This is a genomic window from Weizmannia sp. CD-2023, from assembly GCF_036225245.1.
GTDB classification, from domain to species: Bacteria; Bacillota; Bacilli; order Bacillales; family Bacillaceae_C; genus Weizmannia; species Weizmannia faecalis.
The window spans coordinates 1-24,422 of sequence record NZ_JARTJQ010000030.1 but is presented as its reverse complement, the minus strand read 5'-3'; the positions used below and the strand labels follow the sequence as shown (position 1 = coordinate 24,422).

23 protein-coding genes are annotated in these 24,422 nt (G+C 49.2%); 5 read left to right on the top strand and 18 right to left on the bottom strand.

The window, feature by feature from the left end; translation table 11 throughout:
* Positions 1-2: 2 nt before the first annotated feature.
* The 6 genes from pyk to dnaE all read right to left on the bottom strand — a co-directional run bounded on the left by pyk (position 3) and on the right by dnaE (position 9,902).
* On the bottom strand, positions 3-1,763 hold the full coding sequence (pyk, locus tag P9687_RS04270) for a pyruvate kinase (protein WP_014097748.1): 1,761 nt from the start codon (positions 1,761-1,763) through the stop codon (positions 3-5).
* Between the two features lie 21 nt (positions 1,764-1,784).
* Entirely contained in the window at positions 1,785-2,747 is a 963-nt protein-coding gene (gene pfkA / locus P9687_RS04265; RefSeq protein ID WP_035184376.1) for a 6-phosphofructokinase, read from the bottom strand.
* Positions 2,748-3,262: 515 nt separating this feature from the next.
* A complete protein-coding gene (gene accA, locus P9687_RS04260; RefSeq protein WP_035188404.1) occupies positions 3,263-4,237 on the bottom strand; it encodes an acetyl-CoA carboxylase carboxyl transferase subunit alpha in 975 nt (324 codons plus the stop codon).
* On the bottom strand, positions 4,231-5,106 hold the full coding sequence (gene accD, locus P9687_RS04255) for an acetyl-CoA carboxylase, carboxyltransferase subunit beta (RefSeq protein WP_035188406.1): 876 nt from the start codon (positions 5,104-5,106) through the stop codon (positions 4,231-4,233). The genes accA and accD overlap by 7 nt, the downstream gene beginning before the upstream one ends.
* Positions 5,107-5,231: 125 nt before the next feature.
* On the bottom strand, positions 5,232-6,464 hold the full coding sequence (locus P9687_RS04250; protein ID WP_035188408.1) for an NAD(P)-dependent malic enzyme: 1,233 nt from the start codon (positions 6,462-6,464) through the stop codon (positions 5,232-5,234).
* 93 nt (positions 6,465-6,557) lie between these two features.
* Positions 6,558-9,902, bottom strand: a complete 3,345-nt coding sequence (gene dnaE, locus P9687_RS04245) for a DNA polymerase III subunit alpha (protein WP_014097743.1) — start codon at positions 9,900-9,902, stop codon at positions 6,558-6,560.
* A gap of 145 nt (positions 9,903-10,047) precedes the next feature.
* On the opposite strand from dnaE, the gene P9687_RS04240 reads away from it, so the two are divergent.
* Together P9687_RS04240 and ytrI are read left to right on the top strand one after the other, a co-directional pair.
* The gene (locus tag P9687_RS04240) at positions 10,048-10,380 is read left to right on the top strand and encodes a YtrH family sporulation protein (RefSeq protein WP_013859924.1); all 333 of its coding nucleotides are present in this window, start codon (positions 10,048-10,050) and stop codon (positions 10,378-10,380) included.
* On the top strand, positions 10,377-10,883 hold the full coding sequence (ytrI, locus tag P9687_RS04235; protein WP_014097742.1) for a sporulation membrane protein YtrI: 507 nt from the start codon (positions 10,377-10,379) through the stop codon (positions 10,881-10,883). Before P9687_RS04240 ends, ytrI begins: the two co-directional genes overlap by 4 nt.
* A 42-nt stretch (positions 10,884-10,925) precedes the next feature.
* On the opposite strand, the gene P9687_RS04230 is transcribed toward ytrI, so the two are convergent.
* Positions 10,926-11,864, bottom strand: coding sequence for a DHH family phosphoesterase (locus P9687_RS04230; protein WP_026683646.1), 939 nt, complete (start codon positions 11,862-11,864; stop codon positions 10,926-10,928).
* 83 nt (positions 11,865-11,947) lie between these two features.
* Here P9687_RS04230 and P9687_RS04225 point away from each other — a divergent pair, with 83 nt between their 5' ends.
* Complete coding sequence (locus tag P9687_RS04225; protein WP_017551272.1) at positions 11,948-12,256, top strand: YtpI family protein; 309 nt, start codon at positions 11,948-11,950, stop codon at positions 12,254-12,256.
* Positions 12,257-12,276: 20 nt separating this feature from the next.
* On the opposite strand, the gene P9687_RS04220 is transcribed toward P9687_RS04225, so the two are convergent.
* Together P9687_RS04220 and P9687_RS04215 are read right to left on the bottom strand one after the other, a co-directional pair.
* Entirely contained in the window at positions 12,277-13,593 is a 1,317-nt protein-coding gene (locus tag P9687_RS04220; protein ID WP_061565160.1) for a CBS domain-containing protein, read from the bottom strand.
* Positions 13,594-13,797: 204 nt separating this feature from the next.
* On the bottom strand, positions 13,798-14,481 hold the full coding sequence (locus tag P9687_RS04215) for a metal-dependent hydrolase (RefSeq protein ID WP_014097738.1): 684 nt from the start codon (positions 14,479-14,481) through the stop codon (positions 13,798-13,800).
* A 150-nt stretch (positions 14,482-14,631) separates the two neighbouring features.
* On the opposite strand from P9687_RS04215, the gene P9687_RS04210 reads away from it, so the two are divergent.
* Positions 14,632-15,726, top strand: a complete 1,095-nt coding sequence (locus P9687_RS04210; protein WP_017551274.1) for a M24 family metallopeptidase — start codon at positions 14,632-14,634, stop codon at positions 15,724-15,726.
* A gap of 79 nt (positions 15,727-15,805) precedes the next feature.
* On the opposite strand, the gene ald is transcribed toward P9687_RS04210, so the two are convergent.
* On the bottom strand, positions 15,806-16,921 hold the full coding sequence (ald, locus tag P9687_RS04205) for an alanine dehydrogenase (RefSeq protein ID WP_017551276.1): 1,116 nt from the start codon (positions 16,919-16,921) through the stop codon (positions 15,806-15,808).
* A 306-nt stretch (positions 16,922-17,227) separates the two neighbouring features.
* On the opposite strand from ald, the gene P9687_RS04200 reads away from it, so the two are divergent.
* Positions 17,228-17,692 carry a universal stress protein gene (locus P9687_RS04200; protein WP_013859933.1) on the top strand — a complete coding sequence of 155 codons (465 nt, stop codon included), beginning with the start codon at positions 17,228-17,230 and terminating at the stop codon, positions 17,690-17,692.
* Positions 17,693-17,722: 30 nt separating this feature from the next.
* Here P9687_RS04200 and P9687_RS04195 read toward each other — a convergent pair whose 3' ends face one another.
* The 8 genes from P9687_RS04195 to sppA all read right to left on the bottom strand — a co-directional run.
* Positions 17,723-18,553 carry an EcsC family protein gene (locus P9687_RS04195; RefSeq protein WP_014097735.1) on the bottom strand — a complete coding sequence of 277 codons (831 nt, stop codon included), beginning with the start codon at positions 18,551-18,553 and terminating at the stop codon, positions 17,723-17,725.
* 157 nt (positions 18,554-18,710) lie between these two features.
* Positions 18,711-19,901, bottom strand: coding sequence for an acetate kinase (locus tag P9687_RS04190; protein ID WP_035188416.1), 1,191 nt, complete (start codon positions 19,899-19,901; stop codon positions 18,711-18,713).
* 209 nt (positions 19,902-20,110) lie between these two features.
* Positions 20,111-21,112 carry a class I SAM-dependent methyltransferase gene (locus P9687_RS04185; RefSeq protein WP_168986091.1) on the bottom strand — a complete coding sequence of 334 codons (1,002 nt, stop codon included), beginning with the start codon at positions 21,110-21,112 and terminating at the stop codon, positions 20,111-20,113.
* 113 nt (positions 21,113-21,225) lie between these two features.
* Complete coding sequence (tpx, locus tag P9687_RS04180) at positions 21,226-21,729, bottom strand: thiol peroxidase (RefSeq protein WP_014097732.1); 504 nt, start codon at positions 21,727-21,729, stop codon at positions 21,226-21,228.
* A gap of 121 nt (positions 21,730-21,850) precedes the next feature.
* Positions 21,851-22,315 carry a GerW family sporulation protein gene (ytfJ, locus tag P9687_RS04175; protein ID WP_014097731.1) on the bottom strand — a complete coding sequence of 155 codons (465 nt, stop codon included), beginning with the start codon at positions 22,313-22,315 and terminating at the stop codon, positions 21,851-21,853.
* A gap of 35 nt (positions 22,316-22,350) precedes the next feature.
* Positions 22,351-23,022, bottom strand: a complete 672-nt coding sequence (locus tag P9687_RS04170) for a DUF2953 domain-containing protein (RefSeq protein WP_328228518.1) — start codon at positions 23,020-23,022, stop codon at positions 22,351-22,353.
* Between the two features lie 55 nt (positions 23,023-23,077).
* A complete protein-coding gene (locus P9687_RS04165) occupies positions 23,078-23,602 on the bottom strand; it encodes an RDD family protein (RefSeq protein ID WP_328228519.1) in 525 nt (174 codons plus the stop codon).
* Between the two features lie 13 nt (positions 23,603-23,615).
* The coding region (sppA, locus tag P9687_RS04160; protein ID WP_328228869.1) for a signal peptide peptidase SppA at positions 23,616-24,422 on the bottom strand (807 nt) is incomplete at its 5' end.

Here is a 24,422-nt window from a genome sequence, read left to right as displayed (position 1 = left end):
ATTTACAATACAGTCGCATGGCCGTTGTAAACCGAGCCGGTTGCTGCATCTACCGTAACTTCCTGCCCGTCTTTAAAAATGGAAACGGCTTTTTCAACACCGACAATGACCGGAATGCCGACATTGATGCCAACAACTGCAGCATGGCTTGTCAAGCCGCCTTCTTCCGTAATCAGCGCGGCACATTTTTCAATGGCCGGCATGATTTCTTTGTCGGTCGTTCTCGTGATGAGCACACAGCCTTCTGTTGCTTTTGCGTTTGCTTCTTCTGGGCTTTCAGCAACAACGACCGGACCAAATGCCGATTTTCTGCCGATTCCCTGGCCTTTTGCCAATATATCGCCGATCAGGTGCACTTTCATCAGGTTGGTTGTGCCTTTCCCACCAACAGGGACGCCGGCTGTGATAATCACAAGGTCGCCGTGATGGACGATATCGGATTTCAATGCTTCATCCACTGCGATTTCAAGCATTTCATCCGTATTGTTTGCCTTTGTGCCCAATTGCGGGTATACGCCGGACACAACGGTTAAGCCGCGCTGCACTTTCGGATCGCTCGTGACAGCAATAATCGGGGCTGCCGGGCGGTATTTGGAGATCATGCGCGCCGTATAGCCGCTTTCGGTTGGCGCAATAATGGCATTCACATCAAGATTTAAAGCCGTATGGGCAACGGACTGGCAAATGGCGTCTGTCATATTATGGTCCGTGCTCTTGCTGCGTTTGTTCAGAATATCGCGGTGGTTAATCGCTTTTTCCACATGGACCGCGATATTGTACATCGTCTTAACCGCTTCAGCAGGATATTTTCCGGCTGCTGTTTCGCCGGAAAGCATGATTGCATCCGTGCCGTCGAAAATGGCGTTGGCCACGTCGCTTGCTTCTGCGCGGGTCGGGCGCGGGTTGCGCTGCATCGAATCCAGCATTTGCGTTGCGGTAATGACCGGTTTGCCGAGCGTATTGCATTTTCTGATCAGCTCTTTTTGCACGAGCGGTACCGCTTCGGTCGGAATTTCAACGCCGAGGTCACCGCGGGCAACCATTAAGCCGTCCGATACAGCTAGGATTTCATCGATGTTGTCGACGCCTTCCTGGTTTTCAATTTTAGGGAAAATTTTCACATGTAAAGCATCGTGTTCTTCAAGGAGCTGGCGAATTTCCAAAACGTCAGACGGCCGGCGTACAAATGAAGCCGCAATGAAGTCAATGCCTTGTTCAAGCCCGAACAGGATATCGCTCACGTCTTTTTCGGTAATGCCCGGAAGGTTCACGGAGACACCCGGGACGTTGACACCCTTTTTGTTTTTCAAAACGCCGCGGTTCAGCACTTTTGTATGGATTTCACCGGCGTTTTTATCGATGGCCGTCACTTCCAGTTCAATCAAACCATCATCAAGCAGAATTTTAGAGCCAACGTGCACATCATCAATCAGCCCTTCATACGTGACCGAAAATTTTTCCGTTGTCCCGAGCACTTCTGTCATTGAAATGACCGGCGTCATGCCTTCAACGAGCTCAAATCCGCCGTCTTTCATATCGTGGGTGCGGATTTCCGGTCCCTTTGTATCAAGCAAAAGCCCGATCGTTTTGTTTTGGTTTTTTGCAGCTTCGCGGATATTTTTAATCCGGGCAAGATGTTCCTCGTGGCTGCCGTGCGAGAAGTTCAGGCGGCAAACATCCATCCCGTTTGCCATTAATCTTTCAAGCATTTCCACACTTTCACTGGCAGGCCCGATAGTACATACAATTTTGGTTTTTTTCATTCTATTTCCTCCTAAACAACGTTAGATCGACAATTCTTTCGACAGCTTATACATGTTTTGATTAATGGCGTGCGGTTTCCCGAGAATCTCAAGGATGTCATGGTCAACCAGCTGGTTATTTTGAATACCGACAGCGCGGCCCCCTTTTCCTTCGAGCAGCAGTTCAACAGCCCTTGCGCCGAGGCGGCTTGCAAGCACGCGGTCAAATGCAGTCGGAGAACCGCCACGCTGGATATGGCCGAGAACGGAAACGCGGGTATCACCGATCGCACCAGTTTTTTTCAATTTTTCCGCAAACTCGTTACCACTCATCACGCCTTCCGCGACGATGATAATGCTGTGGCGTTTGCCACGTTTTTTCCCTTGTTCAAGGCGATCCACGACATCTTTCAAATCAAACTTTTCTTCCGGCACAATAATTGATTCAGCCCCGCCGGCAAGACCGGACCAAAGCGCGATATCCCCCGCATTTCTGCCCATGACTTCAATAATAAAGGTACGTTCGTGGGAAGAAGCGGTGTCGCGAATTTTGTCAATCGCATCCAGAACAGTGTTCAGCGCTGTATCAAAACCAATTGTAAAATCCGTACCTGGGATGTCGTTGTCGATTGTCCCCGGCACACCGATGCAGTTGAAACCTTGTTCTGTCAGTTTTTTCGCTCCCTGATAGGAACCGTCCCCGCCGATCACAACGAGGGCTTCAATGCCATGGTCTTTCAGCTGCCGGATCGCTTTTTGCTGCCCTTCCGGCGTTTTGAATTCTTCGCTTCTTGCCGACTGCAAAACCGTGCCGCCGCGTTGGAGAATATCACCGACAGATCCTGCTTCAAGCTTTTGGACGTTACCATGAATCAACCCGTTATAGCCCTGGTGAATACCGTAAACTTCCAGGCCGTGATAAATCCCTTTACGGGTAATCGCGCGGACTGCGGCATTCATCCCTGGTGCATCGCCGCCGCTTGTTAATACTCCAATTCGCTTCATATTATTCACCTCTGTATATGTAATTCTCTTGGCAGGCCGGTATTTCAATCAAGCAAAGTAATTATAGTATCTCCAAGTCTGCCTTCGAATATATCTAAAATACCACTTTAAAAGCATGTTCACAATCGATCATGAAAAAGTAAAAATTTTAAAAATGTGCGTTTATGAACAAACTGTGTCGGAATAGTATGAATACGTTACCAATTCTCCTGTCTTCCCTGCCTGCCATGCAAACGGCGTTCTTTTTTCTTTTCCCGGTTTCCATGCCGGTAAACCAGGATCTGAATTTTCTTTTCAACCACTTAGAAGAAAGGGGATCCTATATAACTTGAACTAAACATTACTACTTGTTTATGTGCTGCCATCCTGATCGTCATTGATTTTGGTACGAAAAACTTAAGTTCATTTTATATAGTTAGAAAGCAGAACGCCAAAATTTTGGCCTGCATCCGTTACACCATGTAAAAAGCGAGGCAACCGGTGATGGGTGCCGGTTGCCTGGGTGCTTTTTTCGGCTATTGGCGGGCAAACTGTTCGAGCGTTGAAAACACGCCAATTTTACGGTATTTTTCGTACCTTTTTTCCACCAGTTCTTTAGGGGCATATGCCCGCAGCTCCTTTAATGATGCGGCAAGCACAGGGCGCATCAGCTCTGCCTGCGCTCTCGGATCTTTATGTGCGCCGCCTTTTACTTCCGGAATCAGTTCATCGATAATGCCCAGTTCTTTCAGCTCGGGCGCGGTCATCTTCATAGTGGCGACGGCTCGTTTTGCCTGCGACGCATCTTTCCATAAAAGCGCCGCGGCGGATTCCGGTGAAATGACCGAGAACCATGAATTTTCGAGGACATGGATATGGTCGCCGACGCCAATGCCGAGCGCCCCGCCACTGGCCCCTTCACCGATAATCAGGCAGATGATCGGAACGCTCAACCCGGACATTTCAAACAGATTGCGCGCGATCGATTCAGCGATGCCCCTTTCTTCCGCTGCTTTTCCCGGATACGCGCCTTTTGTGTCGATGAAGCTGATAATCGGGCGTTTAAATTTTTCCGCCTGCTTCATCAGCCGCATTGCTTTCCGGTAGCCTTCCGGGTGTGGCATGCCGAAATTGCGGCGGATGTTTTCTTTTGTGTCTTTCCCCCGCTGCTGGCCGATCACGGTGACAGGAAGACCCTCAAATTTTGCGATCCCGCCGACAACCGCCCCGTCGTCGCCGTATACACGGTCGCCGTGGAGCTCAAGAAAATCGGTAAAAAGATATTGAATATAGTCCAATGATGTCGGCCGTTCGGGAAAACGCGCAATCTGGATTCTGTCCCACGGATCCATATTTTCGTAAATTTCCTCTTCCAGCCGGGAAAGCCTTGCTTCCAGTTTTTCAATCTCGCTTGACAAATCGACATCCGACTGTTTTGTAAAATCCTTTAGCTCGGCAATTTTGCGTTTCAGCTCAATGACCGGTTTTTCAAATTCAAGTTCATTCACCATTGTAGTTCACCTGCGTTTGTTGGTTGATGGATGTCCAGAATGCCTGCCAATGTTTTTTTCAGGTCATGGCGTTTCACAACCGCATCGAGCTGGCCGTGTTCAAGAAGAAATTCTGCAGTCTGGAAATCTTCAGGAAGTTCTTCGCGGATCGTCTGTTCAATGATGCGGCGGCCGGCAAAACCGATCAATGCGCCAGGCTCCGCAAGATTGATATCCCCGAGCGATGCAAAGCTTGCGGTCACGCCGCCTGTTGTCGGATGGGTCATCACGGTTACCGTTAACCCGCCGTGACGGCTGAACCTTTCGAGCGCTGCGCTCGTCTTCGCCATCTGCATTAAAGAATAGATCCCTTCCTGCATGCGGGCGCCCCCTGAGGCCGTGAAAATGATAAACGGCACATGGAGCCTGTCTGCTTCCTCGATGGCGCGCGTAATTTTTTCACCGACAACCGAGCCCATGCTGCCCATCCGGAATTGTGCATCCATGACACTAAGCACGACCGGCCTTTCCTGAATGTTGCCCTTACCTGTCAGTACCGCTTCATTCAAGTTTGTTTTTTTGCGGTCTTTTTCCAGTTTTTCAAGGTAACCCGGAAACGCAAGCGGGTTTTTGGAAACAAGCCCGCGGTCGAACTCTTCAAACGTTCCTTCATCCAGCAGGCTTTCCACCCTTTCATAAGCGGTCATTTGATAATGGTAGCCGCAATGGAGGCAGACTTTTAAATTCTTCTGCAGTTCTTTTGTATACATAATTTTGCCGCACTTCGGGCATTTTGACATGATCCCTTCAGGAACTTCCTGCTTTGTATGGTCTGAAGGGATAGTCGCATATTTTCGCTTTTTCGGTTTAGGAAAAAAATCTTTCAGCAAATCTTACCCCTCCTGTATCTGGCACCGGAACCACCGGGCAAGCCGGCGGTTTTTCTGCCGAAGTACCGGCAAATGGCGTTTTCCCGTACCGGCAAAAAGGCGGCTTTTTTTCCGGCATCTGATGCTTATTTGCCAATTTCGGAAAGCTGTTTCGTTTTTTCGCGGATTTCTTCCGGGCTCACCTGGATGCGGGCGACACCGGTTTCCATCGCCGCTTTTGCAACAGCTGCCGCAACCGCCGGCGCAACACGCGGATCAAACGGGCGCGGAATGACATAATCCGCATTCAGTTCATGTTCATCAATTAAACCGGCGATCGCGTGGACAGCGGCTTGTTTCATCTTTTCATTAATATGCGTGGCGCGCACATCCAATGCCCCCCTGAAAATACCCGGGAAGGCGAGGACATTGTTGACCTGGTTTGGAAAATCAGAGCGGCCTGTGCCGATGACTTTCGCGCCGGAAGCTTTGGCATCTTGCGGCATGATTTCCGGATTCGGATTGGCCATCGCAAAAATAATCGGGTCTTTTTTCATCGACTGCACCATTTCTTTTGTCAGTGCCCCCTCTACAGAAACGCCGATAAAAACATCCGCATCTTTGATTACATCCGCCAGGCTGCCTGCTGCTTTATCACGGTTTGTATATTTGGCCACTTCGGATTTCACCTTGTTCATTCCGAACGGGCGCCCTTCATAGATCGCCCCTTTAGAGTCGCACATAATAATATCGCGGACGCCAAAGTTGTAAAGCAGTTTGATAATCGCGATGCCGGCAGCGCCCGCGCCGCTTGCTACCACTTTAATTTCAGACATTTCTTTGCCAACGAGTTTTAAAGCGTTCACGAGCCCGGCAGCCGTTACAATCGCCGTCCCGTGCTGGTCATCGTGAAAAACAGGAATATTCATTTCCTTCTTCAATTTTTCTTCAATGACAAAGCAGTTCGGCGCGGCGATGTCCTCCAGATTCACGCCGCCGAAAACCGGTTCCAGCCGTTTCACCGTCTCCACGATTTCATCAATATCTGTCGTATCGAGGCAAATGGGAAAGGCATCGACGCCGGCAAAGCTTTTGAACAAAATCGCCTTGCCTTCCATGACCGGGAGTGCGGCTTCAGGGCCGATATTTCCAAGCCCGAGAACGGCGGTGCCGTCCGTTACGACCGCGACCATATTGCCTTTCATCGTATATTCATAGACCGTTTCCGGTTTGTCGTAGATCATTTTGCAAGGCTCAGCCACACCGGGCGAATAGGCCAGGCTCAGATCCTTTGCATTTTTGACGGTGACTTTTGACTTGGATTCCAATTTCCCTTTGTGTTCGCGGTGCATATGTAACGCTTCTTCCCGCAATGACATGAACCTCACTCCCCCGTTTTCACTGCACGATATGCGGTTTCTTACTCACAAGCCTATTAAACAATATAACATATTTAATCTAGAGAGAAAAACTTATTTCAATATGACATTTCCTTCACCAAGCAGTTCCGTAAGCTTTCCGAGGCATGCTTCCTCCGCCCGGACCCGGTTTTTTTCCGGAAGCCGGATCGTTTTCCGTTCCGCTTCATAATGAAGAATGACCGGCGAGTCCCCCGGAAAAGCGTCAAGCACCTGCTTCACTTGAACAAGCAGCATGCGGTCCTTTCCAGCCGGAATCTTTAAATATAACGTGGCACCGGTCGGCATGCTGCGGAACGGGCTGGCATCTTCGAGCGCCCGGGCAATCACCTGCTTTTTGCCGTTCCTGTTTTCAACATTTCCTTCCACGACCACAATCAACCCTTTTTGGCATAACGGGCTGTATTTTTTAAAGACATCCGGAAAAACAACACATTCTATCTCATCCGTTTCGTCACTCATGCGCAAAAATGCCATCAGGCTGCCTTGTTTTGTGCGGATCGTTCTTGTGTCCGTAATGCAGGCGCCAAACCGGATTTTTCTCATGCCGGGTTGAAGCTTGCTTACTGCAAGCACGCCGGCTTCGTCCCAACCCGGGCGGTACTGCCCGGCCGGATGCCCGGATAGATAGAGCCCCAAATATTGCTTTTCAAAGGCAAGCTTATCCATCAGTGAAATCGGCTCGGTTTCCACATAATTTGGTTCAATGCTGAACGCTTCATCCTCAAAGAACAGATCCGCCTGCCCGTCATCCGGCTTCATAATCTCCGCGTGCTCAAGGGCGACATCAATGCTGGCAAGCAAAACTGCTCTGTCTTTTCCAAACTCATCCATCGCGCCTGAGAATGCAAACGCCTCTAAAATTTTCCGGTTCAGCCCTTTCACCCGCAGGACAAGATCAAACAGGCTTTTAAACGGGCGCCGTTTTCTTTCTTTAAGCAGCTCTTTGATGGAGGCGTATCCGATCCCTTTTATCGCAGCAAGGCTATAACGGATGGCGCCGTTTTCCACGGTAAACGGATAATGGCTGTGCTGCACGGAAGGCGGCAAAACCCGGATCCCCATCTGCTGCGCTTCGCGAATATACTGGGCAATTTTATCCTCGTTGCCGATCACGCTCGTCAAAAGGCTTGCCATAAAATAGAGCGGGTAATGGGCTTTTAAATAGGCGAGCCGGCAAGCGAGCATGCTGTAAGCGACGGCATGGCTGCGGTTAAAACCATAATTGGCGAAGCGGACGATAAAATCATAAATAGTATTCGCCGTTTTTCTCTCATATCCTTTTTTTTGCGCGCCATTTATAAAATGCAGCCGCTGTTCGTCCAGGATTTCCCTTTTCTTTTTGCTGACGGCACGGCGGAGCAAATCCGCCTCCCCGAGTGAAAAGCCCGCCATCTTTGAAGCGATCTGCATAATTTGTTCCTGGTAGACAATCACACCGTATGTTTTTTCCAAAATCGGCTGGAGGTCGGGATGCGGATATTCGACCGGTTTCAACCCGTGTTTCCGCTCAATATAGGCCGGGATGTTTTCCATCGGCCCGGGCCGGTACAGCGCATTGACCGCGACAATGTCTTCAAATTCAGTCGGTTTAAGCCGCTCGAGCACTTTCCGCATGCCGTCCGACTCGAACTGGAAGATCCCGGTCGTATTGCCCGAACTAAAAAGGCGGAATGTCTGTGGATCATCGAGCGGTACATCCTGGAGGCGGATTTTTCTCCCCGTCCCCTTTTCAATCCCCGTGAGGATATGCTCAAGGATGGTTAAATTCCGCAAGCCGAGAAAATCCATTTTCAAAAGCCCGATTTCTTCGAGATGGTTCATCGGATACTGGGTTAAAAAGATGCCGTCATGCCCTTCCTGCACCGGGATGATTCCCGTAAGCGGTTCCCCACTGATAATGACGCCGGCTGCATGGGTCGAAACATGGCGCGGCAATCCTTCCAAAAGCAGGGCCGTTTCAAAAAGCTTGCGGTGCTGATCCGATTGGCCGATCCATTCCCGAAAGGCGCTTGATGCTTCATACGCTTTTTTAAGCGTCATGCCAGGCTGTGACGGGATGAAGCGCGACAACTGTTCAAGTTCTTTTGCGCTGAGACCGAATATCCGGGCTACATCCCGGGCTGCGGCTTTCGCAGCAAATGTGCCGAATGTAATGATCTGCGCGACATGCTGTCTGCCGTATTTTTCCGCAACGTAGCGAATCATCTCGTCCCGCTTGTGATCCGGAAAATCGCTGTCAATATCCGGCATGGAAATGCGCTCCGGATTTAAAAACCGTTCAAACAAAAGCCCGTATTGCACCGGATCGACGTCGGTAATATAAAGCGCGTATGCGACAAGGGAGCCGGCAGCGGAACCGCGCCCCGGCCCGGTAAGAATCCCGTGCTCCCTCGCATATTTCATAAAATCCCAGACAATAAGGAAATAGTCGCTGAACTGCATTTCCTGAATGATTTTTAATTCATACTCCAGCCGGTCTGTATACCGTTCTTCCAGATTCGGAACGCGTGCTGCAAGGCCTTTTCGGCATACTTCTTCTAAGAAGGCATCCGCCGTCTGCCCGCCCGGAACCGGAAATGCCGGCAGCAGCCGCTGTCCCGTTTTGATTTCCACAGAGCAGGCATCTGCAATTTTTTCCGTATTGGCCAAAGCTTCCGGGAAATCGGCAAAAAGCTGTTCCATTTCCTCTTGCGGCTTAAAGTCGTGCGTGCCGCTTTCCGGGCGCGGCCGGTTTTCATCCGTCAGTTTCACCCCGGCTTTGATCGCGCGCAACACTTCATGAGCAAAAGCATCTTCCTTTTTTAAGTATTTCACATTTGCGGCCGCCACTTCTGGGATACCCAGTTTTTCCGAGAGCGCGTGCATATCGGGAAGCACTTTCTTAGCTTGCACTGTCCCGTTGTTTTCAAGTGCAAGATAAAAGCTCGGCCCGAAAATGTCCCGGTATAAAACTGCAACCTCTTCTGCACGCGCTTCATCTCCCCTAAGTAGCGCCTGTTCGATTTCCCCTTCAAGCCCCGGCGTAAAGGCGATCAGGCCGTCGCTGTAGGCGCGCAGCCATTTGATAAAAATGCCGGGTTCGGGTCTCGTCTGGATGGCACTTGAGATTTTCATCAAATGCCGGTAGCCGGTTTCGTTTTTGGCAAGCAACACAACCGGATAGGCTGTGTCAGGTTCAAACGAACTCATGATATCCGCTGTCATGCCGATAATGGGTTTAATGCCATTTTCGCGGCAAGCCTTGTAAAAAGGAAAGGCCCCGTACATCACATTGCGGTCCGTGATCGCAAGGGTGTCGTAATGAAGCGCTTTTGCGTACGCCGCCCATTCAGGGATGGAGATCGTACTTTCCAGCAGGCTGTAGGCCGTTTGGACCTGTAAATGGACAAAACGCATGGTAAACTGCCTCCTATTCGTACCTGTACATGATTCTTATTATACATGTTTTCACGCGAGCAAAAAAGAAGATACGTTCGATTTCATACAGGCATGCATTGTCCCATATATTGTTAGTAATGAAGAAAAGATGGGGATGGTTCGGTTGAGCGAAGGATTTTTTCCCGCATTTTTCAACAGCTATTTTATCGCATTCGGCGTAATGTTCGGCGGCGCCTTGATCGGGGGACTCGCTTCGTTCATTACCGGCGAGCCGCTTTTGACGGAAATTTCGAAGATTGCGCGTGACCTCCGCATCTGGGCGATCATTGCCGCCATCGGGGGGACGTTCGATACCGTTTACAGCTTTGAAAAAGGATTTTTGGAAAGCGAGACGATGGTATTGTTCAAGCAGCTGCTTTTAATTCTGTCGGCCATGGGCGGTGCCAAAACGGCCGCGCTCATTATTTCATGGATAACCCAGGAGAATGTGCTATGAGAATCCCGCCGCTTTACCGGAAACCGGGCTGGCAGCGGTTCATGGCCGGATTTATCGTGGGCGGGTGCATCTGCTGGCTGATTTTTCTGTACATGTTCGGTGTCATGCAGGAAAGGCAGGCGCAAATGATTGAACGACAGGAAAAAACGATCCAGGATTTGCAACAGGAAAAGGCGATCTGGCAGGAAGACTATAAAAAGCTCAATCAAAAAAATGAAAAGCTCCTGACCATCCAGCGTATTGACGTGAAAATCAGCAACTACGAAAAATATGACATTCACGATTCACAAAGCATTTTTGAAGCAGAAGAGGATATTAAACATGACTTAAGCCCGCTGATTGCAAAAAATTTAAAAACCGCTTATTTGAACAAAGACTTGATCACCCGCATGCTTGAAAACAAAGTCATTAAAATCAACCACCGCCGCTATACTTTCGAAGTGCGGGACATTTTGTTTTACTCCGTTGTCCGCGTCCACCTGAATTTAAAGCTGGCAGACTAAAAGAAGGCAAATCCGCTTTTCCGGCGGTTCTGCCTTCTTTTTTTACCCTTCCTTGCAGAGCGCGATTAATTCCTTTTTTACCGCCTCTGCCGTTTCCCACGAATACGCGGTGGCCCCGGCCGCAAGCGGATGCCCGCCGCCGCCGTATTTGCGGGCCAGCTCATTGATGGCAGGGCCTTTGGAGCGGAAACGGAGGCGGATTTGGCCTTCTTCTTCGATAAAGAAGCACCAGGCTTTAAGCCCTTTAATATCGCCGAGCGTGGTGACAAGCTGGGAGGCTTCGCGCACCGTTACGCCGAATTTTTCAATCAGTTCTTTTTTCAGCACGACGATGGCCGCCCCGTGCTCAAGAATGTCCAGGTTCTGGTAGATATACCCTTGCAGCCTGGCCACACTTGGTTCAATCTCGTACATCTTGTTAAAGAGCGCTGTCCGGTCAAAATGGTAATGGATCAGTTCTCCGGCATAGTCAAATGTTTTTTCCGTCGCACTCGGATACAAAAACCGGCCCGTATCCCCGACAATGCCGGCAAACAGCAGCCTTGCCGCGGCATCTGTCATCCTGAGCCCTTCTTCTTTCCCCGATAAGTAAAACTCATAAATCATTTCGCTGACAGAGGACGCGTCTTCATCGACCCACTGCAAATCCCCGTAAGCATCATGGTTCGGGTGATGGTCGATTTTGATCAGCCTTTCCCCCAGATGGAAACGCTGGTCGCTGATCCGCTCGCGGTTCGCGGTATCACAAACGATGACAAGCGCCCCGCGGTACGTTTCATCGGAAATCCTGTCCATCCTATTCAAGTAGGCGAGGTCCGGTTCATCATCGCCCACGATGTAAATGTTTTTATCCGGAAAAGACGCCTTCAATATTTCCGCAAGTCCCCCCTGCGATCCATATGCATCCGGATCAGGCCGGACATGGCGGTGGATGATGATCGTGTCAAAAAGCTTGATCGTCTGTAAAATTTTTGTTTTCATCTTACTCCCCGTTTCTCTGGCAAGTTCTTTTTTCATTTTGTAAAATAGAAGAAAATACTGACAACCCAATTTGGAGGTGCACGATGCCGATCCTTGCCGTTTTGATTCTCGCATCCCTTTGCGTGTATGTATATTTTAAACTAAAATACATCCGCAGCCTTTTAGCGATGGAAAAAAAGGTGTTCTCTGCCAAAGCCAATATGGCACTCGGTTCGTTTATTTTTTTGTTCGGCGTGAATGAATTGTTTCTGTTTCACACTGCCGTCACCTATGCCATCGCAGCCATTTTTATCGCGCTCGGGCTGTTCAATATCGCAGGTGGTTTCAAAAGACTGCAGTTTTACCGGCCCGAAATGCAGAAAGAAAGAAACGAATCGCGGCGCACACTGTAAAAAGGAGTGGGCACGTACCGTTATCTTTCAATCAGTTGGCACATCAGCAGGGCTTTACCGACAAGGCTGCCTTGGTTGAAGACTTCGACATCAATTTTGGCAAATTTCCGGCCGGAATCGAGAATTTTCGGTACAATCCGGATCATACTTTCGAGCTGGACCGGTTTGATAAAATAGACCGTTAAACTTTCGATGATCATTTCGCCTTTTTTTCTGGAGCGCAAAAAGCGGTTGGTCGTTTCGTGCACGAGTGTGGTGAACACACCGTATGAAATCGTCCCTAAAGGGTTGGTCATTTGCGGTGTCACTTCAAACTGGTAATCATCCGGGTCTTCCGTTTTAGCTGATGATGCATCGAGCTGGGTCGTGACGATATTGTCGATCGTTTCCCCGACTTGCGGCTGGCGCTGTGTCATTTGCAGCTCCTTTAAGACGTCCTGGCGGCTGACAATCCCCCTCAGCCGGTTAAAATCGTCGGTCACCGGCAAGATTTCGATCCCTTCCCAGACCATCATATGGGCAACAGATGTGACGCTTGTTTTTTCGCTGACCGTAATCGGATTTTTCGTCATCACTTTCTCGATGCTTAAGTGCGTGTCGGTTTCCATCACGTCTTTTGAAGTAATGATACCCGCCACCTTTAAATTGCGGTCGACAACAGGAAAGCGCGAGTGGCCTGTTTCCCGTTTTTTGCGGTACCAGTCCTGGACCATGTCCGTTGTATTCAAATAAGCCGTTTTTTCGATCGGTGTTAAAATATCTTCAACGAGAATAATTTCTTTTTTGATCAGCTGGTCATAGACAGCACGGTTAATCATCGTCGCAACGGTAAACGTGTCGTAGCTCGTCGAGATGATCGGCAGCGCTTTTTCATCCGCAATTTTTTTTACATAATCTTTCGTATCAAATCCGCCGGTGATCAAAACGGCAGCTCCTGACCTTAACGCCAGTTCATGCGCGTCCGTGCGGTTTCCGACAATGAGCAGGCTCCCCGGATCCGTATACTTCGACATCGCCTCAAGCTCCATGGCGCCGATCACGAATTTTGTAAGCGTTTTATGCAAGCCGGATTTTCCGCCCAGCACCTGGCCGTCGATAATATTGACGACTTCCGAAAAGGTCAGCTTTTCAATGTTCTCTTTTTTCTTCTGCTCAATCCGGATGGTGCCGACCCGTTCAATCGTGCTGACATACCCTTTTATTTCAGCATCTTTAATGGCGCGGTAGGCGGTCCCTTCACTGACATTCAGCGCTTTTGCAATCTGGCGGACGGATATTTTTTCCCCGACCGGCAGCTCATTGATATATTGTAAAATCTGTTCGTGCTTTGTCGCCATTTTTTCACCTTCTTTCCGTTTTTGTCCGCTTTCAAGGAATATGTATGGAGCAATCTGTATATTTCTATTATAGATGGAAAAAGGGGGAAAGGGCAATCAGGCACCTTTATCTTTCCATCATGGAAAAGGGGAAGTGCGGCCGGCACTTTTTCAGCACATGCCGGCTGCAAGCGAACCCCTGTATTTACCAATCTTGCGCGTCTATTACAATTCGATCGCATCTCCGGCTTTCATAATTTTACCGTTTACGCCGTCGAGCAAATCGATAAATTTCTGCGGATCCTGCTGAATGAGCGGGAACGTATTGTAATGGATCGGCACGACCGTTTTCGCCTGCAAAAATGTTGCCGCCACTGCTGCGTCTTCCGGTCCCATCGTGAAGTTGTCGCCGATCGGAAGAAATGCAAGATCAATCGGATGGCGTTCGCCGATTAATTTCATATCCGAGAACAGCCCGGTATCACCGGCGTGGTAGATCGTTTTCCCTTCCGCCATCAGCAAAACGCCCGTCGGCATCCCGAGGTAAACGATTTCTTTCTTTTCGTCATCCACAACCGCCGAGCCGTGGAACGCCTGGGTAAGCTTCACTTTCCCGAAATCAAACTGGTACGAGCCACCGATATGGAGCGGATGCGTATTCAACCCTTTCCAGGCAAAGTAATTTGCGATTTCATTATTGGCAATAATAAGCGCATTCTTTTTGCGGGCAAGCGTTTCTGTATCCCCGATATGATCGCCGTGCCCATGTGTGAGAATAATCACATCCGGGCTTTCTTCCTCCACTTTCAGGTCTGTCTGGCTGTTGCCGGTAATAAATGGATCAAAGAGTATCGTTTTGCCCTCCGTTTCCACTTTTACAATCGAATGGCCGTGAAAAGAAACTTTCATCAACATATCACTCCTTTTAAAAATTTGTACGGCTTTGGGCCACTTTCATTATATTATTTCTTTGTCCCGTAATCCTGCCTCGCGCTTCACCTGTAGCATCTTAACTTGTTTTTTGCTATGCTAGTAACGTCTGATAAGGAGATGAATGGAATGAATAAGCGTTTAGCAAGTGTGGCGGCGTGGCTGAAAGCGGAAAAGACCGATGCCGCTTTTATTACATCGCCCGACAATGTCTTTTATTTGAGCGGTTACCGCAGCGACCCACACGAAAGGCTGCTCGGCATTTGCGTATTCCAGGAAAAAGAGCCGTTTCTCGTCTGCCCGGCAATGGAGGCGTATGACGCGAAAAAAGCCGGCTGGGAATATGACATTCTCGGCATCCAGGATACGGATAACGCGTGGGATTTGGTTGCGGAAGAAATACGCGGGCGAATCGGTGATGTCCATACGTTAGCGATTGAAAAAGAGCATTTGAACGTGGAACGGTTCGAAGCGCTGAAAGAACGGTTTGGCGGCGCCCGCTTTACCGCTGCTGAAGAAAAACTGCGCATGATGCGCCTTATTAAAGATGAGCATGAACGGAAGATTTTAAGGGAAGCGGCTGCTTTTGCCGACCTGGCCGTTGAAACGGGCATCCGCGAAATTAAAGAAGGGAAAACCGAACTTGAAATCGTGGCAGCCATTGAATTTGCAATGAAAGAAAAAGGGATTTCAGAAATGAGCTTCGCCACCACCGTCCTCTCAGGTGCGAAGGCGGCTTCCCCGCACGGCGTCCCCGGCCTTGACAAGATCGAAAAAGGGAATTTTGTCCTATTTGACCTTGGCGTTGTGCATCAAGGCTACTGTTCCGATATTACAAGGACGGTCGCATTCGGGGGGCTTAACGAAGAGCAAACCCGGATTTACGAAACGGTATTAAAAGCGGAAGAAGCGGCCGTTGCGGCAGCAAAACCGGGGGTAAAGGCAAAAGAGCTCGACTTGATTGCACGCCGCATCATTGAAGACGCGGGATACGGCGAATATTTTACACACCGGCTCGGCCACGGCCTCGGGATCAGCATCCACGAATATCCTTCTGTCACCCATACGAATGAGCTGGTGCTTGAAGAAGGGATGGTCTTCACGATCGAACCGGGGATATACGTGCCAGGGGTTGCCGGCGTCCGGATTGAAGATGACGTCTGCATTACAAAAACGGGTGCCGAAGTGCTGACAAAGTACCCGAAAGCCTTGCAATATGTTTAAAAAAGAAGCACAAGCGGCTTTCATGCTGCTTGTGCTTCTTTTTTTGTTCCGGCAATTCTTGCAGCCGGCTTTTCAAAACTTATTTTAAAAGCGTTTTCACATCTGTATAGGAGAGCCCGAGTGAATCGGCCACCGCTTGATATGTCACATGTCCTGACAGCGTATTGACCCCTTTTAACAGCGCTTCATTTTCCAAAACCGCTTTCTCATACCCCTTATTGGCAATTTGCACCGCGTACGGCACCGTCACATTGGTAAGGGCAATCGTCGATGTGCGGGCAACCGCGCCCGGAATATTTGCGACTGCATAATGGACGACATCATGCTTGATATAAACCGGATCATCATGTGTCGTGGCACGGTCTGTCGTTTCAAAACTGCCACCCTGGTCAATCGCAATATCCACGACAACAGAGCCCGGCTGCATCGCTTTGATCATCTCTTCCGTTACCAGTTTTGGCGCTTTTGCACCCGGGATCAGAACGGATCCGATGACAAGGTCCGCATCACGCACTGCTTCCGCAATATTGTATGGATTCGACATCAAGGTTGTAATTTTGCTGCCGAAAATGTCATCAAGCTGGCGCAAGCGATCCGGATTCAATTCGACAACGGTCACATCCGCCCCAAGGCCGATCGCGACTTTTGCCGCATTCGTTCCGGCAACCCCGCCGCCGATAATCGTAATCTTGCCTCTTTTGACGCCCGGTACGCCGGAAAGCAGGATCCCTTTTCCACCGTTATTTTTTTCAAGAAACTGTGCGCCAATCTGCGGCGCCATTCTGCCCGCCACCTCGCTCATCGGCGTCAGAAGCGGCAGCGAACGGTTGGCAAGCTGCACGGTTTCATAAGCAATGCCGGTCACTTTCTTTTTCAGCAGTTCTTCCGTAAGCTTTGGTGCTGCAGCAAGATGCAAATATGTAAATAAAATCATGCCTTCACGGAAATAGCGGTACTCGCTTTCGATCGGCTCCTTCACTTTCATAACCATTTCAAAAGACCACGCCTCACGAGCGGTCTCAACGATCCGGGCACCGGCTTTTACATATTCTTCATCACTAAACCCCGATGCAAGGCCCGCATTCTTTTCAATAAAAACTTCATGCCCCGCTTTGGTCAGGGTCACAACGCCGGCCGGGGTCATGGCCACACGGCTTTCATTGTTTTTAATTTCTTTTGGTACGCCAATTCGCATAGAAAGTTCCTCCTCTTGTTCGTGTTTTGCAATCCGTTTTCTTATTATTGTAAGAAAACATATCAAACGGTTGAAAACTTTCTTAAACATCTTTAGTGTAGCAAAAATTCCCTCTTTTTCCTATGCTTTTTTTGCAAATTTCTTATTCGCGCCCGGGAACGGGATAGCGTTTTTATTTTTCCTGGCTTCCGCCCTTTTTGATTAAAAAATAGATCGCCAGGTTTTTTCATTTTTCGCACACAAACCCGGAAAATTCTAGTAAAATAGACATGAAAGGCAGGCAGTTTATAAAGGAGATGAAAGAAGATGGGCACACAATACCGGAATATTTTAGTAGCGGTAGATGGCTCCAAAGAAGCCGACTGGGCTTTTACGAAAGCGGTTGAAATCGCCAAACGGAATGGGGCCGAATTATCGGTTGTCCATGTGGTCGATAACCGAGCACTCGCCACTTTGACCCCGATTGATTCAACGCTCTATGAGCAAAACGAAAAATTTGGGGATGAACTGTTAAGCAATTATAAAGACCGCGCCGCAGAAAAAGGGATCAAAGTCCAGACGATCATCCAGCTCGGCTCTCCAAAACTTCAAATCACAAAAAATGTCGCGCCGAAAGTGCATGCGGATTTAATTGTGTGCGGCGCAACCGGTTTAAACGCGGTGGAAAGGCTCCTGATCGGAAGCGTTTCCGAACATATTGTCCGCACTTCCCCCTGCGATGTGCTTGTCGTGAGAACGCCTAAGGAAGAAGAAGGCAAAGGGGAAAATTAAGCAAAAACCAGCCTTTTACGGGCTGGTTTTTTAACGGCCGCTTTTTTCTGTTAAAAACCGGTATTGATAATATTTCTCCGCAATTTCACAAACCCTTTTAGAAAAATAGTAGTTTGTAAGAGCCCCGATGGCCATCCCGGCCCAGCTGTTTTCTCCCCGCTTTTTCGGCCGGAGCAGCGCCAGAAAAGCGAGTTTGCCGGCATGCCCGATTGCCCCCGGCCACAAATACCGGTGGAATAACTTATCGTTTCCCACATAGAAGCCGGTCTCGCGCGCTTCCAGTTCATCCATCAATTCTTCCCAGAGCGCATATTTCACCATGTCCGGGGCAGCGGCCATCAGCACCATTTTCAGCGCCGCCACGAGTTCGCCGGGCGTTTTTGTTTCAAATCCGTAAGCTGCACCGGTGAGCTGGACCGCCCGGAGATTCACAGCCAGCAGGAAAAACGGATCCGCCGCGGCAAAAACAGCTTTCCCCGTCCCGCTCAATGCTCCTTCGAAGAGTGAGAAACGGCGGTATTTTGCCTGCTGCCGCGCCGCAATAAACCCTGCCTGGTCGATGGTAAGCTTCCTCATATCGGGAATCGTTGCAACAGAACTGTCAAAAAGCCGCCCCGCAGCAAGTATTTTTTCGATTTCATGCCCGTAAGGCAGATTTTCATCGGCAAATGAACAGATTTGAAACAAAACAGCATCTATTTTTTCATGAATATTTTCGAGCGCCTCATCCGGAAAATGGGCAAAGAGCGCATCCAGTTTTTGCTTGCGCCCGTCCCCTTCTTTTCCGGCCGTTTTTAGCTTCTCCGCCCAGTCGTTGATTTCATCCAGTACAATTTTTTCCCTGCCTGTCCATTCCGCCATTTTCAATCCGCTCCCTAACGCTGTTTTACAGCCATTATATCATAAAGTTCATGGACGGCTGTTCGTTTATGCCATGCCAAAGTGACCCTGAAACAATTTATTCGGGCACGGGCAGCAGGAAAGCAAACTGTCGGCGCCAGCCGTTAAGATTCCGCGGTCATGAAGAGAGCCGGACAACATCGCGTGCGATCATCAGCTCTTCGTTTGTCGGGATAACGAGTACTTTTACAGGGGAATGCGGATAATTGATAAACGCTTCCGTCCCGCGGATCTGGTTCAAGGTCGGGTCCCAGTAAATGCCCATAAATTCCAGTCCCGTTAAAATTCTTGCGCGGATGGCATCGCTGTTTTCCCCGATGCCAGCCGTGAAAATAATCGCATCGACGCCGGCCATTTTCGCCGCATACGACCCGATGTATTTATGGATGCGGCTTGCAAAAATGTCAAGCGCCAGTTCAGCCCGCTTGTTCCGCTCGAGTTCCGCCGCCACCTGGATATCGCGCAAATCGCTGGAAATGCCCGAAATGCCGAGAAGCCCGGATTCTTTGTTTAACACTTCGAGCACTTCTTCTGCCGTTTTGCCTGTCTTCTCCATAATAAACGGGATCAGTGCGGGGTCGATATTGCCGGAGCGCGTGCCCATCGTCACGCCGGCCAATGGCGTAAAGCCCATGGACGTATCGATTGACCGGCCGCCCTGGATCGCCGCAATGCTTGCCCCGTTGCCCAAATGGCATGAAATCAGGCGCAGCTGTTCAATTGGCCTGCCGAGCAGCTCAGCGGCACGCATCGCCACATATTTATGGGAAGTGCCATGAAACCCGTATTTGCGGATCCGGTATTTTTCGTAGTATGCATAGGGGAGGCTGTATAAGAAAGCACTTTCCGGCATCGTTTGGTGGAAAGCGGTATCAAACACGGCCACTTGAACCACATCCGGCAGCACGGCACGGAACGCCCGGATCCCCGTTGCGTTCGCCCGGTTATGAAGCGGCGCGAGTTCCGCCAAATCTTCAATTTGCGCGAGCACCTGGTCATTGACGACAGCAGAATCATTGAAAATTTCGCCGCCGTGCACAACCCGGTGGCCCACGCCTTCTATTTCATCCAAAGACCGGATAATGCCGGTTTCCGTTAATTTTTTTAATAAAAACTGTACAGCAATTTCATGGTTCGGAATATCGGTAATTTCCTTCACCCTGTCCCCGTTTACCGTAATGGAAAACAAGGCATCGTTTAACCCGATCCGTTCAATCAGGCCTTTCGTTATAACGCTTTCATTCGGCATCTCAAATAATTGAAATTTTAAGGAGGAGCTCCCCGCATTAATTGCCATAATTTTTGCCATTGCTCGTCTTCCCTTCGCAAAATCAAATGAACCCTTTTATTTTTTTAAAATAGTGATCTCATTTTCTCATTTTGCCATTCTATCCGACTTTTTTCAACCGGTTTTTGGTTCCGTCTCCCGGGAACATATAAAATGATACCATAAAAAAACAAACAAATGGGGGCCGGAACGCAATTTCCTGCTTTCCAGCCCCCATTTTTCCCAATTCGTCAAATTTTGCCGCTTTGGATATTTTCTTTGCACCAGGCGTCAATCTTTGCCATCAGCTGCCTTAGCGCCCCCTCGTTAGACAGGGACGGGAGCGACGCCAGCAGCACTTGTTCCGGTGCTTTTACGCCTTCCGCTTTCTTGCGGATGACAAAAATGCTTTTGGCAGCCTGTTCGTTTTTGAAGATGGTCATCGGCAATTGCAAAATCGCCTGGATATCCGCTTCTTCTTTTAAAAACTGGCGAAGTTTCGGGGCTTCTTTTGTTTCAAATAATCCGTTTGGGATGAGAAAAAACAAAAATCCGCCCGGGCGTGCCGCTCTCAGGCTTTGCTCGATAAACAAATGATGGGCGTACGAATGCCCTTCATCTGCCTTCAGCTTGTAATCCGCGGCATCCGCATCATTCGGATAGTATCCAACCGGCAAATCGCAAACAACAACATCGACAGGGTCAATGAACAATTGGGACAGGGCATCCTGTGTAAACAGTTCGATTTCATGGTGCAGAAGGTTTGCCCCCGTGTATGCGAGCCGGATCAGCACATCATCGATATCCACGCCGTAAGCGGTGATGTTTTTCCCGCTAAGCTGGTTCAAAATGGTCGCAAGCAAATTGCCGGTGCCCACCGCAGGGTCCAAAATTGAAAACGCACTGGTATCTTCTGTAAACTTGCCGATAAAGTAGCTCATCAATAGACCGATCGAATCCGGTGTCATTTGATGGTTTGCCTGGACGTTTGCTTTCATCCCCTTCAGAATGGCGAGCTGGTAGGCTTTCCGGATCTGCTCGCGGGTAAAATCCTCGAGGCGGACCGTTCCGTATAGGTTTTCAAGGCGGTTTTCATCACGCGCACCGATCCCATTTTGGCGGATGCTTCCGCTGAATAAGTTTTCCCCGGTCATCGCCACAGCTTCCAGGTACGGGACAGAGAGGCGATTTTCCAAGATTTGCGCGGATTCGTTAAAAACGGTAAAAAGGGTTTCAACAGGAGAGGCCGACATTCATTCTCCTCCTTCATATTCTTCTTCCATATAAAATCCCCGATGGAGATCGGGGATTTTATCGCAGTATAGCAAGCGCTCTTCGCGTTTCCCGGCGCTATTCAATGCCTGTTTTACTCTGCATCTTTTGCGGCTTGCAATGCTTTTTCGTAGTCAGGATGGTTGGTGCCTTCGCTTACATATTCCACATATGTAACCGTATCATTGGAATCTACGACAAATACGGCGCGGGCAAGCAGGCGAAGTTCTTTCATCACAACCCCGTAAGCTTTGCCGAATGACAGGTCGCGGTGGTCGGACAACACTTTTACATGGTCAAGCCCGGATGCCGCACACCATCTTTTTTGCGCAAAAGGCAGGTCACAGGAAAAAGTATAAACGTTGACTTCTTTCCCGAGTTTTGCCGCTTCTTCGTTAAAACGGCGCGTCTGTGCATCACAAACACCGGTATCAATCGACGGGACAACGCTGAAGATGCGGACGCCGCCTTTTGTATCCGAAAATGTCACCTCATTCAAATCATTATCCAGAACCGTAAAGTCCGGTGCCTTATCGCCGACTTTCACTTCTGTCCCTTCCAATGTGACTGGATTACCTTTAAATGTAACCGAAGCCATGAGATACCCTCCTTATTTTTACCGGGGCTTTCAATCCCCCGTTTTTCAACTGTGCTCATACCCTATCATAATGGACAACGAAAAAAATTTCCAATTTAAAACCCGCGAATCATGCGGGTTGTTAAAAATCAAGATCCTGTTTTTGCTGGTTGGCCGGCTGTTGCCCGCCATTTTGGCCGCCTGCATTTTGGCCGTTTTGTTTCAGCATGCCCTGGATTTTTTCGACAACGCCCGGCGCGACATCCATAATTTTTTCAATCAAATGTGTGTTTTGGTCCAGGTGCAGCATTTTCACGCCTTGTGCGCCAACAACCAAAAAGGCAATCGGCATAATCGAGACACCGCCGCCGCTGCCGCCCCCGAAAGGCAGCTCTGCCGGACGGGATTCACCGCTGCCGCCGGATCCGGATGGCCCGTTAAATTGGCTTCCGCCTGCCGCAAACCCAAAACCGACTTTGGATACGGTTAAAATGACGCTTCCATCCGGCGTTTCCACCGGATCCCCGATAATCGTATTTACGTCAATCATTTCTTTTAAATTTTCCATTGCGGCCGTCATCAGGCCTTCAATCGGATGTGAACCCATTGTTGTTTCCTCCTGTCATTCGTTTCTGCCGGGATTTAAGCATGCCGGCCGTTTTCTGATTCGGAAACCGGTTTAAGCGCGATTTCCGCTTTTCCTCCCCGCCAGTATTTCAACACTTTAAATGCGGCCAGTATAGCTTTCCCAATCTGGATTTTCACCATACATTTTAACTGCGTTTCAGAAACCGGATTTTGGAAAAAGGGTATAACAGAGAGGACAGGATCCGTTTTTACCCGCAGATTTGTGGTTATGAGGCTTAGTATTCCCCCTTTTACCGCCCAAATACTTCCGGCGGCAATTCCCGTCCACGCGGCGTCATGCAGCCCGATTGCTGTATGCCATTCGAATTTTCTCAACTGGACACTGCGGATGAACTTGCCTACAATCGCCTTTAAACCGATGACGCGCTCCGCAATTTGTTTCACATCTTCAATCCGCTGTTCGAGCACATCCGGCGTAATGCTCCTTTCATACTCTGCATGTTTTGTCTCTTTTTCATATACGACGCCGGGTTTTTTCCTGTCCACTTTCACTGCCGGGATTTTCACGGTATAGCGGATGATGCCCCAAACCCTGATTTGAATAAAAATTTTATCATCATCCCGGCGGTGCCCGTATTCAATGAGGACGGACAGGGAAGAGAACCAAAGAACCGCAACGATTGCGGCAATGCCGAGAACCGCGGACAGCCACCATATCATTTCCATCATCAGCCTTTTTTGCCATCATTATCGCCAACAGGGCAAAAAAATAAACCTGCCTTTAAGCAGGTTCATAATAATGATAGACCGGTTCCTGGGAACGTTCATGAATGACGACCGTATCGGCAAACAAATCGTGCACCCCTTGTTTTTTCGGCGTAAATGCAACGACAATATAGATGACCGCAATCTTGACACAAACATAACGGACGATCCATTCCCGGAATAAAACGGTGCTCCATTTCAGCGGCCCGGGATGGTTCAGCGGCACAACCCTGAGGCCAAATACCATTTTTCCAAGCGTCTGGCCGAAAAATTTCGTCATCAGGACAAAGTACCCGTAAAATACAACGGCCGATGCCACCGTAATCGGTGCATAAATTTTATCTTCTGTGAGAGACAAGCCGGAAAACCGGAAAATGGGATGGATGACCAGCCACTTTACACTTGCCACAACAAGCAGATCAAGCAAATAGGCCCAAAACCGCATCCAAAACCCGGCATAACGGGCCCCGAATAACTCCTCGCGTTTTTGTTCCGTCCCGGGATTCACCGTTTCAGGCATTTGGTTTTCGTTTGAATTCATTCAAGCTCCCCCCTTACTCAGCCCCGGAATACAGGTACATCAGGCGCGGTGCGTTCGATTGCGACAATAAACGTGCAAGCCCCGAGGCTTCTGCTTCTTTGCCGAGCATTTTTTGCGCTGAGGCGGAAAACAGCGACCCAAACCCGCCACTTGATTCATATTCCACAACCTGTGCTTTTCCGAGATGAAGATCTTTTTTCATCGCCGCAATGGTGTCATCTAGGTAACCGTATTTGTCAATCAGATGCAAATCCAGCGCCTGCTTGCCGTCGTATACACGCCCGTCCGCAATTTTGCGCACCTGTTCTTTCGGAATGTGGCGCCCTTCAGAGATGACTTTGACAAAACCGTTATACGAATTGTTCACCATTTTCTGCAGCATTTCTTTTTCGCTCTTCGTCATGTCCCGGTAAGGGCTCATAATGTCTTTATACTCCCCGCTTTTGATGACAGGAAAATCAATGCCGTATTTTTTGGCAAGCTTCCCGTAGTTCACGCTTTCCATGATGACCCCGAGCGACCCGGTCAATGTTTCCGGACTTGCAAATATTTTATCGGCCGGCGTTGAAATGTAATATGCACCGGATGCGCAAGTCGGCCCCATGGACACATAAATTTTCTTCTTCGTATCTTTTTTTATTTCCATCAGGCGGTGATGGATTTCCGCCGACTCGGCCACCCCGCCGCCCGGCGAATTTATATGTAAAATGATGCCTTTTACATCGCGGTCTTTTTTCGCCTCATCCAGTTCTTCCAAAAAACTTTGATGGTTATATTCACCGGTGTCAAGCAGGGATGGTGACGCGCCGGTATCCTGAAT